Origin of the sequence: Amphritea sp. (genome assembly GCF_016744155.1) — a bacterium.
Classification (GTDB): domain Bacteria; phylum Pseudomonadota; class Gammaproteobacteria; order Pseudomonadales; family Balneatricaceae; genus Amphritea.
Genome location: NZ_JADGEW010000019.1, coordinates 42,812 through 55,964, shown reverse-complemented (window position 1 = coordinate 55,964; position 13,153 = coordinate 42,812). Strand labels below are relative to the sequence as shown.

Sequence of the window (13,153 nt, the reverse complement as noted above, 5' to 3'; positions counted from 1 at the left end):
TTATGCGTCTTCCTCGCTTAATGGTTCCCAACTTGCGTGTTTATCTAGCCATTTTAACGCTAGTACATACCAAATGATTATTGGAACCATCATGGCGAACCAGCTCCAGTCATCGATTAAGAAAACGTGCTTAAGCCATGGCTGTTGAGGAAAAATTATTGCAAAAGGCAGGCAATAGAGCGTGAAGATTACGCAAGCATAAATAAGTCGAAGGGCTCCTTTTCGAGTGTTAAGGCTTGAAAAGGCTAAGAAAACCCAAATAGGCATATTGTCAGTTTTTTCCATCTGTCAGTTCCTTTTGTCGTATGGCTTAATGCTGACGAAAAATTAATTAAATTATATATTACATGCTAGCTAGCGCTTATAGAGATATTTTTGGTTCCAGCGCAGCTAACATGTTGTTTATTGATATCGGATTAACCTCTTAACAGAGTTAATAACTCCTCGGTTTTTTCCTTCATCAACGCTTCATTACCACGGGTTTCGATGTTGAGGCGTACTACCGGTTCGGTATTTGACGAACGTAAGTTGAAGCGCCATTCGCCCATATCTAGACTGATACCATCGGTATAATCAATGCTCAGAGCATCTGCTTGATAAGTGGTCAGCACTTTATCAATAGAGGCAATTGGATCTTCAAGTTTACTATTGATCTCCCCCGGGGATGGGTATTTGGAGATTCTGTCGTCAACCAGTTCAGACAACGGCTGCCCTTTTTGGCTTATCAACTCTGCGACTAGCAACCATGGCACCATGCCGCTATCGCAGTAAAAGAAATCGCGGAAGTAGTGATGGGCGCTCATCTCTCCTCCGTATACTGCATCTTCTTCGCGCATTCTTTCTTTTATGAATGCGTGTCCGGTTTTACTTTGAATTGCTTGACCACCACTGGATTCAACAATATCCAATGTGTTCCAGGTTAGGCGTGGATCATGGATAATGGCTGCACCGGCATTCTTAGCCAGAAAAGCGGCAGCCAGTAGCCCAACGATATAATAGCCTTCAAGAAAACGCCCATTTTCATCAAACAGGAAACAGCGGTCAAAATCGCCATCCCATGCGATGCCCATATCAGCTTTATGTTCTAAAACAGCGGCAATGGTATCGGCCCGATTTTCTTCCAGTATCGGATTCGGGATTCCGTTAGGGAAAGTGCCGTCGGGTTGGTGGTGTATTTTAATAAATTCAACAGGTATTGATGCCGCTTTAAACTGAATTTCTAGTGCGTCAATTACATGCCCTGCAACACCATTTCCTGCATTAACGACTAGTTTCATCGGTTTGAGAGCTGTTTGATCAATATAGCTTTCCAAGTGCTCTACATAGGCGGCCATCGTATCAGCTAGCTCGTAGCTGCCGCGTTTACTCGGCTCAGGTGTTTCGAAGTTGTTTTCACGGGCCAGCTTTTCAATGTCATTGAGACCGGTGTCACCACTGATCGGGCGGGAGCCTTCACGCACCAGTTTCATGCCATTGTAGTCTTCAGGGTTATGGCTGGCAGTTACTACAATTCCGCCATCTGTTTTCAGATGGGCGGTGGCAAAGTAAATCTCTTCCGTACCACACAGGCCGATGTCCAGAACATTAACGCCAGAATCCTGAAGGCCATTTGCCAGCGCTTGCTTCAGTGATTCTGTGGATAAGCGCATATCGCCGCCGATGACAACGGTTTTCGGCTTTAGGAACTCCGCATAGGCGCGACCGATGCGGTAGGTAAGCTCTTCATCCAGTTGAGTTCCGAGCTGGCCGCGGATGTCATAGGCTTTGAAACAGGCTAGTTTGCTCATTGTTGCTTCTCTGAAGGTAAAAATTTTGAGGAATTTAAAAAAAAACTAAGCTTAATCCGCCAGGCAATCCATGGAAGCAGGATTATCGCTATTCCTGTTAGGTTGGCATACATGTCGTTAAGTGAGAAATGTCGGTGTGGTAGTAGCCATTCCTGTAGAAATTCTGCGCTACAGGCCAATGCTAATAAACCCACCATAAACAGGGCGATATATTTGCGTGGGATTGTCCAGATAGCGATGAAGGTCATCGCGGCAAAACCTATTAGGTGGCCGAATTTATCCGACTGGTCGAATAGCTTTGGTGGCGGAGTTTCTCTGAACAGACCATAGAGTAACGCTGCCGCACAGAGGCTGAAAATAACACTGCGTAGCATTAGCGTCCTACACCCATATAAGTGAAGCCGTGCATCTCTAATGCTTCTCTATCGAAGATATTACGGCCATCTATTATCAATGGTATATGCATATCCTGAAGCATCTTCAGATAATCTGGTGACCAGTATTCAGGCCATTCGGTAACCAGTAACAGTGCGTCGCTATCTTTTATAGCATCATAGGCGTTGTTACAGAAGCTGATGTTTGTTTCATTGTGATAATGATTTAGCAGGTTTCCCAGGGCTTCTGGGTCATGTACTTTTACATGAACCCCTTGTGCTAATAATGCGTCGATAAGCTTAAGGCTGGGTGCATTATCTATGCTGGCGGTACCGGGTTTGAATGAAGCGCCCCAAACAGACACTGTTTTATCTGTTAAGTTGCAGCGGTAATGCTGCCATAGTTTTTTAAACAGTAGCTCTTTTTGAATCTCGTTTTCAGATATAACGGTTTTCAGGAGGGAGTCTTTGCCTCTTTTTTCAAAGGTTTCAGAGAAACGGGCAATGTTTTGATTGAAACTCAGGCCACCAAAGCCACAACCTGGTGATAAGTAGTGGTTTCCAACTCTGGGGTCTGCTCCCATTCCTTCACGAATTGTCTCAATGTCGACATCCATCTGGTCAGCTAGATTGGCTAACTCATTGATATAGCCTATTCGGATTGCCAGCATTCCGGTGATGGCCAGTTTGGTGAATTCGGCTTCCCGGCTGGTCATTAGCAAGAGGTGCTCAATGTTTTGTAGGAAAGGTTTTATCAGTGCGCGGGTTGTCGTGATTGCCCAGTTGTTTTCACTGCCAATAGTGATTCGGTTCGGCTGGCTGAATCCCTGTAGTGCTTTACCGTCCTGGAGGTTGCTCGGGATATAGACTATAGCCTGATTGAGTTCCTCACTAAGGATGTTTTGCAATTCATCAGTAGCACCTACACCGAAATTGCACTGGTTCACAATCAAAAGGTTTTCTGGAACCGCTTTAGCTAAAATGTGAATTATATTCTGGGCTTTTTCGATCTCGTTATGCTCCAGGGCCAGCCAGTGAATATCGGCTTCAATATCTTGAGCACCTGTTCTCTTGAGTCGGCCAGTCTGCATCTGCAGTTGAATCTGATCTAGTAAGCCAGGCTCATCTCGTAGGGCTGAGATGTCGTGTAAAGGTTTTTCCAGCTGTGATTGAGGGCCTTCTATCTGTACATCATTCCCAGCTCTTGCCATACAGGCTGCAGCGACCCAGGCAGTTAGGTCAGCACCATAAACTTTAACCTTCATCGTTACTCTCCTTGCGCTGACGCTGGATATATTGGATCAACCCTTTTGTTGAACAGTCTGTATCAGAAGAGGCTTGCTCGGTAAATTGATCCAGCAGGGAGGTGGCAACGTGTTTACCTAATTCGACACCCCATTGGTCAAAGGGGTTGATCTCCCAAATGACGGACTGAACGTATACTTTATGCTCGTACATAGCGATCAATGCACCCAAGCTTTCTGGGTTGAGCGTATCAAACATAATGGTGGTGCTGGGCTGGTTACCCCTATATCGCTTATGTGCAGGAGCGTTGTCTGCATCATCAAGCACGCTGTCACCCAGAGCCAGTAAGCGGGACTGAGCCAGACAGTTAGCAAGTGCTAACTGATGTTGAGCCTGAAGGTCTTCCCCTTGATCCTGATAACGAATAGCCGGGGCGATAAAGTCACACATGACGGATTCAGTGCCTTGGTGTAGTAGCTGGTAAAAGGCATGCTGAGCATTAGGGCCTACTTCTCCCCAAAGAATAGGGCAGGTGGCGTAGTTGAGTTTATCGCCTTGGAGAGTAACGCTTTTGCCATTACTTTCCATCTCCAGCTGTTCTAAGTACGCAGGAACGTGTTCTAGTCGTCCGTCGTAGGGAAGGACTGCATGGGCATGAATATCAAGAAAGTTGATATTCCAAATGCCGATCATAGCGAGTAATACAGGAAGGTTTTCCCCTAATGGCGCAGAACGGAAATGGACGTCCATTTTATGGGCGCCTGCCAGAAATTGCCGAAAGTTTTCATTTCCTGTTTGTAGGGCTATAGCCATGCCGATGACTGACCACATGGAGTAACGTCCGCCGGTCCAGTCCCAGAAATGCAGTTGATTCTTTTCTGGAATGCCCCAGGTTGCAGCCTTATTAGGGCTGGCTGTAATGGCGATAAAGTGGTGTTGACTGATCAGCTCAATCGGTAGCCCACTATTATCGACAAGCCATTCTCTGGCAGTGTTTGCGTTCGTCAGGGTGTCGATTGTGGTGAATGATTTCGAAGAGACAATAAACAGGGTCGATGCAGGATCAATGTGATTGAGAATGCGTGCGAGCTGACTGCCATCCATTGAAGATACAAAGTGAACTTCAATATCTCGAATGTGTTCTGGTGCAAACTGCCCTAGAGCTCTACATGTCATCAGAGGGCCAAGATCAGAGCCGCCGACACCGATATTAACGACATTTTTGATGGGGCTGCCATCATAACCGCGCCACTGACCGTTGTGAATTTGGTCAACCAGGACTTCCATTCTTTCAAGTGATGCGTGTATCTCTGTTGAGATATCATTACCATCCACAAGAAGAGGGAGCTCTTTAGGCTGACGCAATGCAGTATGGAGAGCCGGCCGGTTTTCTGAGGGGTTTACCTTCTCTCCGCTGAATAGCGCTTCTATCCGTTGAGGTAGTTGCTGCTGCGCCGCCAAATCGATTAGCAATTGCAGGGTGTCTTCGGTGATTCGCTGCTTGGAAAAGTCAGTCAGGCAATGGGCGGCACTGAAACAGAATTTTTCAAAGCGTTGAGTATCTTCAGCAAACATCTCTGTCAGATGCTTATCACGCACACTATCAGCATGTGTGTTGAGGGCTATCCAGGCAGGAGAGTGATCAACCGTCATAATGTTAGCCTTGTTCAGTTAAGAACTGCTTAAATGCTTCAGCGGTTTCAGGGTGTTGTAATCCATAGGCAACATTAGCCTGAAGAAAACCTAGTTTATTACCGCAATCAAATGTTTTGCCTGTCATTCGGTAGGCTTCTACTTTGTGCTCTTTTAACAACTCATCAAGAGCATCTGTTAGCTGGATCTCTCCGCCGGCCCCGGGCTTAGTATTTGCTAAAAGCTCCATTATCCGTGCTGGCAGAACATAGCGTCCGACTACAGCAAGGTCTGAGGGGGCATCTTCTGCTTTAGGTTTTTCCACCATGGCGCAGATGGGGGTTGAGTCACCTGCCTCAGGTTTGACGCCTTTGCAGTCGGTTACACCATAAAGATGCACTTGGTCCTGAGGTACTGATTCGACCATTATCTGGGCAGCATTATGCTCATCAAAAGCCTGAACCATCTTCTGCAAATCGTTTTCAGCTTGTTGATAATTATTAACCAAAACGTCAGGCAAGATAACGACAAATGGTTCGTTGTTAACAATTCTTGCAGCACAGTGAACCGCGTGGCCGAGGCCTTTGGCTTCAGATTGGCGAACCGATAAGATAGTTACGTCGCTAGGAATGATGTTACTAACTGAGTCCAGGATTGTAGTTTTGTTCTTTAGGTCTAGCTGGTGTTCTAGTTCAAAGTGGCTATCAAAATGGTCTTCAATGGCGGATTTCCCACTACGAGTTACCAGTATGATCTCTTTAATTCCTGCTTGTATCGCTTCTTCAATAACATGCTGGATAACGGGTTTATCCACAACTGGCATCATCTCTTTTGGGATTGCTTTACTTGCCGGAAGTACCCGGGTTCCAAGGCCCGCAACGGGGATGACTGCTTTTTTTACGGTGCTCATCTGAAATCCTAAATTTTTTGAATACCTTGAGTCTTATCTATACAGGCATAGTTGAGTTAATCATTAAATAGATAAATCGTTATGTCTTCATAGTTCATAATTAAGACTGAGACCGCCTCTTAATTCGGAATAACGTAGGCTTTGATTATTAGAGTCTCTTTTTTCATAACGGGTAAATATACCTGCATTCATCTGTGGGTTAAGCTGGTATTGGAAATCGAGTAGCGTAGTTGTTTCTTGATAGTCACTTACGGAATCGAATTCGAAAGCTACATCTTTCTGAGTGAGTCTTAAGTTAAGGCTTGATCTGGGTGTTGTCTGCAGTTGAATGAACGCTGAGAGTGCATATTCTTCCAGATTTTGACTGAGCAACGTTAAATACTCTTCTTGCAACCAGGTTGCATCAATTCCAGTAAAGCACGTGCTACATAATTGGTCGAAGCTATAGGCGATCGACAGCTCATCCCGGGTCAGTTGATCAAGTTGTTCTGAGCTACCAGCTGTTGTTGTATCAGCAGAGATAGGGTCGATATTACCATCACCCAATGACGAGTCAGTGATTATACTTGAGCCTGAAATGTTGAGCTTATGTACACCGCCATCATAATCAATATCGAAACGATAGAATGGCTTGTATGTATGGTTGCCTTTAGATGGGTTTATCAGGTTGTAACCTGCTTCGACCGAGTATTCAAGAATGCGCAAGCTGGAATTATAACCGATATAACCTCGTTCATAAGTCTGGTCGTTTTGTGAGCTGTCATATTCGATTTCAGAGTAAGTGTAACCGGCAACAATATCGCTTATAGGTGATAGGCGATGCGTCCACTGAGTATTTATGCCTAAACGCTTACTCTCTAAGTCTGGTGCATCCTCATAAGAAACTAGGCTGGCTTGAGGAGTGAGGGTGAACTCATCAACCGGTGTAATATTGAAACTGGTTTTTAAATCTAGACCAGTGATGGTTTTCTCATCGGTGTTACTAATCAATGTTTGCTGTTTTGGATTAGAGACCACTACTTTTCGGTTGATATAAGCTTTGGCTTCCAGATGCCGATTTAGTTGGGCGGTAATCTGAGCCAAACCTTCAACAGACGTTTCACTGTCTTCTGAGTCTTTAGAAAAAGTATGATGGTTGATTCCTAGATCAAGAAGCAATTCAACAGAGTCAGTGTTGTGCTGTGTATTGATGAAAGCTCCAAAAGTGTCCTGTCGTTCACTCTTTTTGTTCGCATCTGTTTTAAAAATATTATCGGTGTACTCCGTATTTGCAGAAAAGCGAATAGCAAGCTTATCGCTAAAGTCAGCAGCTGCCAGAGCTCCAGAAGCACTAAGCAGGACTGTTGTGTTGAAGACAAAATGTCGGAGACTGCGCATCAGACGTTCCTATAACGGTGACTCATCGTTCGAGAAATTTTAAAAAAGTCGTTCTGGTACTGTAATAATATCGGAAGGCGTCAGAGTGTAATTAGTGTCTAGTTTGCCTTTCTTTAGGATATCTTCAAGGTTGATTGGGTAAACCGACATATCATTTCCGTTTTTACGGTAAAGAAGAGCCTTACTCTCGGATGCGAAGTCTGTTGTACCGCCAGCTAATAAAACAAGGTCCAGAACAGTCATGCCTGAGCGCCAGGGAGTCGACATCGGGTTTGAGATGGCACCAGTAATACGAACGCGCTGAATAAACTCTGCACTTAATGGGTCGGTCACGATAACGGTAACTTGCGGTTGCTTAATATAAACCGATAACTTGTCAACCAGCGTGCTGGTCAGTTCGGCAGTGGATTTACCCGCGGCGATGACTTCTCCGGCGAGGGGGATTGAGATTTTACCGTCAGGCCTTACTGGTAATGACACTGATAATTCAGGATTGCGCCAGACGCGTATATCCAGCTTGTCACCATTGCCGAGAATATAGTCAGGGATAACCTGTTCCTGAGTTATAGGCACTGTAGTTGCTGTCACAACAGTATTTTGTGTTGCACAGCCAGTAATAAATAGGGCTAAGGACACAAGTGAAGATAAAGCAATTGTCTTTAAAAAGGTCATAATGTCATGTTCCGTATAGGCGTATAGGCGTATCCATACCAGTTAACCTCTATATAGCGTGAAGGGGTCGGTCGGGTGAATAATTTAATGAAGGGTATTTTGTTTGCTTTTGCTTAGGAATGCAAAAGCAATTAGTCGTTAACAGTGAAGCTTGATGGAAGCCCTCAATAGCTCAGTGATAATTATTTCAACACTTGAGGCTGAATAGTTGAAATTTTGGTTGTCGCAACAAGGAGACTCTAATGTGTCTGTCGAAAAAGCTTACAGCGCGATGTATGAGCTTTAAAGGCACGAAAGCCGTAGTTATAAGGTTGTTATCGGGAGATGTACCATGGAAAGTTGTGGGTGCGTATTTGTTTTGCGATAGGTGGGTGTCGGTAATGTTTACACTGGTGTCATCAAAAAGAGACTAAAATCATTTCTCTTTGAGTAAGTTATTGTTAATTAATGATTTTGTATAGTTGGCCTGAGTTATGCATATGTTATTGGCATCATCCAACTGGGCGTTGAAGTTATTGGGTGGGGAAAGTAAACGTCACTATAAATGAATAAACAATTGGAGATATATAGATGCTGTCGAAATTAAGAATAGCTTTGGGAATGCTGCTAGTAGCGGCTTGTTTTAATGCGTCAGCTGCTGTAGTGGATATATCTATTGCATCTACTGAATATGGTTCAGCTTACGGCAGTTTAACTGCAGGTCAGCCTTCAACTATACTGGTAGAGCTGGAAGAAGATACTACCGCTACTACTTGGTACTTCTCTTTCAATCCAGATAATGCTGATGCTGCTGGTAGCGTTGTGCCAGTTGTTGCTACTGTATTTACTGCAACGATTTTCGATGCATTGAATAACTTGGTTGCTACAGTAGGGCCAACTTCTGATAGCCCAGCAAGCACAGTGTTGCGTGGCCTTATCGCGGGTACTTACAGTGTAGTTCTTAATTCAACTGAAAATGGTGGTTATACTGCTACTGTTTCAGCTGTACCAGTGCCTGCTGCTGCTTTGTTGTTCGGCTCTGCACTGTTGGGCTTTGCAGGATTCTCAGCTCGTCGTAAAGTTTCTTAATTTTAGATTAAGTTACTTGTTGAAAAAGAGGGCCTAGTGCCCTCTTTTTTTGTTTAAAGATTATCTATGAAATCTACTCAGACTGAGTGGTTTGGTCTTTCTTAACGCATCCGAAAGTAATATTATCTGCTGCGCATGCACAATGGGGTAATTTGAGTGTCGCTATTAATGTCATAGCGGGTTTTTTCTCGTTTTTTCTTTGTGTGAAATCCTCACAATTTCAGGATGGTTGCGTAAAAAGCAGCTTGGATAGGAAGACATGGAAGATATTGAGTCTATTGCCAGTATGGGACGTCCTTTATTGCAAAGGCGCAACTCCCTGACAAACGTACTGCAATCCCTCTTAGATGCGCTTATTGTGCTGTCAATATTCGTCAGTTTGATGATGGTTATGGTCGGTGCCATTAGTTATCACCATGTTTTATTTGCCTTGATTATGATGGTCGCAATGGCAGCTGTTTATGATTATTTTGGCATATATCGAAGAAATGCTGGTTTTCTTAGTAAAATAATCCAGCTTTGTAAGGCTTGGATTATCTCGTTAATGATTTCATTGTCATTAGTCTACCTCTTACAGGTACTTCAATATATATCGAGGGATTTTTTGGTTGCCTTTGCCGTTGCAGGCTTTGTCGGGCAGCTTTTATCGCATCTGCTATTACGAATCGTCCAGAAATCCAGAACAGAAAAAGCAAAGGTTAATGCGATTATTGTAGGTAGTGATGACTTTGCTAAATATTTGCAGAAGAGAATCAATACTAACCCCTGGGTAAGGGAGCGGGTCGTTGGGTTGTTATCGTCATCTGCTAGCAGCTCTTCTCTAGGCTGTCTGGGTGATCTTAGTCAACTGTTGACTGTTGTAGATGAGCATAAGATTCGAAGTGTGTATCTGGCGCTGCCGTTTGAAGAAGCAGGGCAGATGAAAGGGATATATGAGCAACTACAAGATTCAAATGTAGATGTTCACTGGGTGCCGAATATACACGCATTAAAACTGATTAATCAGAGTGTTAAAGAGTTTGCTGGTTTTCCGGTTATCACGTTGTCTGAAACCCCCCTTATTGGTACGCACGAGCTGAAAAAAGCCGTTGTTGATAAAGTTCTAGCCACAATCGCATTGATAGTGTTTTCGCCCTTAATTCTGGGGACGGCGCTGGTAATCAAATTGACATCTGAAGGCCCTGTGTTTTTTAAACAACCTAGAACGGGGTGGGATGGTAAAGAGTTTCTGATTTGGAAATTCCGTAGTATGTACGTGCATGAGGTTGATGTAGATAAGTTACAGCAGGCGACAAAAGGAGATCCGCGGATAACACCAGTAGGCCGGTTTATTCGCCGTACCAGTATTGATGAACTACCCCAGCTTATTAATGTGTTGATAGGCAATATGTCTATGGTGGGGCCGCGGCCACATGCCGTGCAGCATAACAAAGAATATTCAGAACAAATATCAGCATACCTTTGTAGGCATAGAATTAAGCCGGGTATTACAGGGTTAGCCCAGGTTCGAGGTTATCGGGGTGAAACGGAAGAGCTGGAGTTAATGAGTAAGCGTGTCGAGTCGGATATGGAGTACATCAACAACTGGTCGATCACACTGGATATAATTATTTTGTTTAAAACTGTATTTACATTATTTGGCGGTAGAGCGTACTGAGCTGAAGCTTAATGTTCATGTCTCAGGATCTTTGTAGTGCTGTATAAGTAAGACCCTTACAGGGAGAGGATAATAGAGTGGATTACGAAGAACAGATAGAAGTACCAACAAATTATATAGCGGCAGTAATACGGTACAAAGTTCACCTCATCGTAGCAGTGGTATTGCTGTCACTGATTTCTATCGTAGTGGTGACAGCAATACCAGCGGTATATCGTTCGGAATCGATAGTGCTTGTTGAAACCCAGCAGATACCTACAGACTTAGTACGTTCTACCGTTACATCTCTAGCAGCAGAGCAAATACAGATAATAAAGCAACGGGTGATGACTCGTGAAAGGCTTATGGAAATCGCTGATAAATTTCCATCGTTAAAAGAAGCCTCGGGCACAGTACTGGTCTCAAAGCTAGTAGAGGATTTACGAGAAGATATTGCGGTTGAACTAATAACAGGAAGTAAGACTAGTCGTAATAGAACAGCAACAACTATTGCCTTTAAAGTTTCATTCGATGCTTTGAGTCCAACGGTTGCACAAGCGGTAGCGAATGATCTTGTCACGCTTTTCCTTGATGAGAATGCTAAAGCTCGAACAGAAAGGGCTACAGAGACAACAGACTTCTTACAATCCGAAGCAAATAAACTTCAGCAACAGCTGAATAATACCGAGCAAGCAATTGCAGATTATAAATTGCAAAACAAGGATGGGCTGCCAGAGCACTTAAATTTATATATGACGATGCTCGAGCGTGCGCAAACAACGCAGGTAGAACTGCAACGCCAAATTGAATCAGAGCGTAATCAGCGTTCTCTATACGAACTTCAAGGTGGAAGTGCCAAAGGAGTGGGTACGCTGTCACGTCTAGCCGAGCTTGAAGCTGATTATGAAAGGTTGAGTACAATTTACCATGCTACTCATCCAGACCTTATTTCTTTGAAAAGTGAAATATCTCAATTGAGTAACGTTTCGCGAAAAAATGATTCAGGAATAAGGTCAGGTAATAGCTTATTGTCAGGAAAAATTGCAGGATCAAATGCAAAAATTCTATCAATGCGTAAGCAAATGGCAAAAAATGGTGAGCAGATTACTGAGCTCGAAGGGAAAATTATTAAGATCCCCCAGGTAGAAAGAGGGTTGTTAGCACTTAATCGTGACTACCGTACTGTGAGGGATCAATATGAGCAGATAGTCGGCAATACAATGCAGGCTAGGATGGCTGAAAGTCTAGAGCAAGGCCGGAAAGCTGAGCGATTCTCGATACTAGAGCCTCCGTTGTTACCAGATCAGCCCTATAAGCCAGATAGAAAGAAATTTTTGGGGGCAGGGCTGGTGATGTCTCTAGGTCTACCTTTAGCTATAGTTTTATTGATTGCTTTTTTAGATAAATCAGTGCGAGGAGCTTCTGCTGTAGAGGTTATAACAAACCAAGCACCGTTGGTTGTGATTAGTTATATCGAAACCGCAGATGAAAAGAGAAAGAAAAAGAAAAAATTCATTGTATTGATGGGATTGATCGTGGCCTTATTTGTGCTTGGTGTACTTGCGTTTCATACAATAGTGATGCCGTTGGATTTTCTTATCTATAAATTGATGTCCAAATTTGGATTGAGTTAAGGGAGAGGTAAGATGGCCAGCATAGATGATGTAGTAAAACAGGCGAAAAAAGCCAAAAGAAAGAGTAGAAATAAGAAAAGTGCTGCAGAAATAAATTCAGATAAAGTAACAGATATTAGCTATTCTAAAACACGAATAATTAATGTTGATAATGAAATTCTGACTAATAATCGAGTTATAGCTCAGAATAAGGAGGATCCTAGGTCTACCCCATTCCATATGCTAAGAACTAAGGTCTTACGCGAGCTCAGAGATAATGATTGGAATAGTATTGCCATCTCTGCGCCTACACCTGGTGCAGGAAAATCTTTGGTGACGGTAAACTTAGCGATGAGTATTGCTATGGAAACTAATCAGACAGTCTTGATAGTGGATATGGACCTAAGAAAACCTTCCATACATAAGTATTTCTCATTCGAGCCAGAATATGGTTTGCAAGACTTCATAGATGGTAATGCATCCGTAGAAGATATTATGATTAATCCAGGGATAGATCGGCTAGTCATAATGCCTGGACGAAAGAGAGTGCTTAATTCTTCAGAGCAACTTTCATCACCAATGCTCAGAACGTTGACAGAAGAGTTGAAAAATAAATATGAATCACGAGTGATTCTATATGACTTACCTCCATTATTAGTATCTGATGATGTAATGGCTTTTTTACCGAATGTAGATAGCTCTTTACTAGTTATAGAAAGTGGTCAGAATACAAAAGAAGAGATAGAAGCCTCGATAGCTATGTTGGAACAAAAGCCTCTACTAGGTACTATTTTGAATAAAGAGCTAAAAGCCCCGAAACTATATATTTATTGAGCCTA

At 43.3% G+C, this 13,153-nt stretch carries 12 protein-coding genes; 4 read left to right on the top strand and 8 right to left on the bottom strand.

Annotation, left to right across the window (positions count from 1 at the left end; genetic code table 11):
• The 8 genes from QZZ54_RS13860 to QZZ54_RS13825 all read right to left on the bottom strand — a co-directional run bounded on the left by QZZ54_RS13860 (window position 1) and on the right by QZZ54_RS13825 (window position 7,913).
• Window positions 1-285, bottom strand: a complete 285-nt coding sequence (locus tag QZZ54_RS13860) for a hypothetical protein (protein WP_290703288.1) — start codon at window positions 283-285, stop codon at window positions 1-3.
• Window positions 286-416: 131 nt separating this feature from the next.
• Window positions 417-1,787 carry a phosphomannomutase CpsG gene (locus QZZ54_RS13855; RefSeq protein ID WP_290703287.1) on the bottom strand — a complete coding sequence of 457 codons (1,371 nt, stop codon included), beginning with the start codon at window positions 1,785-1,787 and terminating at the stop codon, window positions 417-419.
• On the bottom strand, window positions 1,784-2,161 hold the full coding sequence (locus tag QZZ54_RS13850; protein ID WP_290703286.1) for a hypothetical protein: 378 nt from the start codon (window positions 2,159-2,161) through the stop codon (window positions 1,784-1,786). Before QZZ54_RS13850 ends, QZZ54_RS13855 begins: the two co-directional genes overlap by 4 nt.
• Window positions 2,161-3,426 carry a nucleotide sugar dehydrogenase gene (locus tag QZZ54_RS13845; RefSeq protein WP_290703285.1) on the bottom strand — a complete coding sequence of 422 codons (1,266 nt, stop codon included), beginning with the start codon at window positions 3,424-3,426 and terminating at the stop codon, window positions 2,161-2,163. The genes QZZ54_RS13850 and QZZ54_RS13845 overlap by 1 nt, the downstream gene beginning before the upstream one ends.
• Window positions 3,416-5,059: a glucose-6-phosphate isomerase gene (gene pgi, locus QZZ54_RS13840; RefSeq protein ID WP_290703284.1), complete on the bottom strand. Its 1,644-nt coding sequence runs from the start codon at window positions 5,057-5,059 to the stop codon at window positions 3,416-3,418. Before pgi ends, QZZ54_RS13845 begins: the two co-directional genes overlap by 11 nt.
• A 4-nt stretch (window positions 5,060-5,063) precedes the next feature.
• Window positions 5,064-5,948: a UTP--glucose-1-phosphate uridylyltransferase GalU gene (gene galU, locus QZZ54_RS13835; protein ID WP_290703283.1), complete on the bottom strand. Its 885-nt coding sequence runs from the start codon at window positions 5,946-5,948 to the stop codon at window positions 5,064-5,066.
• Between the two features lie 87 nt (window positions 5,949-6,035).
• A complete protein-coding gene (locus tag QZZ54_RS13830; RefSeq protein ID WP_290703282.1) occupies window positions 6,036-7,325 on the bottom strand; it encodes a hypothetical protein in 1,290 nt (429 codons plus the stop codon).
• A 39-nt stretch (window positions 7,326-7,364) separates the two neighbouring features.
• Entirely contained in the window at window positions 7,365-7,913 is a 549-nt protein-coding gene (locus QZZ54_RS13825) for an XrtA/PEP-CTERM system exopolysaccharide export protein (protein WP_290703281.1), read from the bottom strand.
• A 654-nt stretch (window positions 7,914-8,567) separates the two neighbouring features.
• On the opposite strand from QZZ54_RS13825, the gene QZZ54_RS13820 reads away from it, so the two are divergent.
• From QZZ54_RS13820 to QZZ54_RS13805, 4 genes are all read left to right on the top strand, one after another.
• On the top strand, window positions 8,568-9,065 hold the full coding sequence (locus QZZ54_RS13820; protein WP_290703280.1) for a hypothetical protein: 498 nt from the start codon (window positions 8,568-8,570) through the stop codon (window positions 9,063-9,065).
• 259 nt (window positions 9,066-9,324) lie between these two features.
• Window positions 9,325-10,722 (top strand): undecaprenyl-phosphate glucose phosphotransferase, encoded by a 1,398-nt coding sequence (locus tag QZZ54_RS13815; protein ID WP_290703279.1) that lies wholly within the window; start codon window positions 9,325-9,327, stop codon window positions 10,720-10,722.
• A gap of 77 nt (window positions 10,723-10,799) precedes the next feature.
• Window positions 10,800-12,335 carry a hypothetical protein gene (locus tag QZZ54_RS13810; RefSeq protein ID WP_290703278.1) on the top strand — a complete coding sequence of 512 codons (1,536 nt, stop codon included), beginning with the start codon at window positions 10,800-10,802 and terminating at the stop codon, window positions 12,333-12,335.
• A gap of 12 nt (window positions 12,336-12,347) precedes the next feature.
• Window positions 12,348-13,148, top strand: a complete 801-nt coding sequence (locus QZZ54_RS13805) for a CpsD/CapB family tyrosine-protein kinase (RefSeq protein ID WP_290703277.1) — start codon at window positions 12,348-12,350, stop codon at window positions 13,146-13,148.
• Window positions 13,149-13,153 lie beyond the last annotated feature (5 nt).

Coding starts and splice junctions, on each gene's coding strand:
- QZZ54_RS13845 (WP_290703285.1), bottom strand. CDS start 3,426: ATGAAGGTTAAAGTTTATGGTGCTGACCTAACTGCCTGGGTCGCTGCA.
- QZZ54_RS13850 (WP_290703286.1), bottom strand. CDS start 2,161: ATGCTACGCAGTGTTATTTTCAGCCTCTGTGCGGCAGCGTTACTCTAT.
- QZZ54_RS13815 (WP_290703279.1), top strand. CDS start 9,325: ATGGAAGATATTGAGTCTATTGCCAGTATGGGACGTCCTTTATTGCAA.
- QZZ54_RS13855 (WP_290703287.1), bottom strand. CDS start 1,787: ATGAGCAAACTAGCCTGTTTCAAAGCCTATGACATCCGCGGCCAGCTC.
- pgi (WP_290703284.1), bottom strand. CDS start 5,059: ATGACGGTTGATCACTCTCCTGCCTGGATAGCCCTCAACACACATGCT.
- QZZ54_RS13805 (WP_290703277.1), top strand. CDS start 12,348: ATGGCCAGCATAGATGATGTAGTAAAACAGGCGAAAAAAGCCAAAAGA.
- QZZ54_RS13830 (WP_290703282.1), bottom strand. CDS start 7,325: ATGCGCAGTCTCCGACATTTTGTCTTCAACACAACAGTCCTGCTTAGT.
- galU (WP_290703283.1), bottom strand. CDS start 5,948: ATGAGCACCGTAAAAAAAGCAGTCATCCCCGTTGCGGGCCTTGGAACC.
- QZZ54_RS13860 (WP_290703288.1), bottom strand. CDS start 285: ATGGAAAAAACTGACAATATGCCTATTTGGGTTTTCTTAGCCTTTTCA.
- QZZ54_RS13820 (WP_290703280.1), top strand. CDS start 8,568: ATGCTGTCGAAATTAAGAATAGCTTTGGGAATGCTGCTAGTAGCGGCT.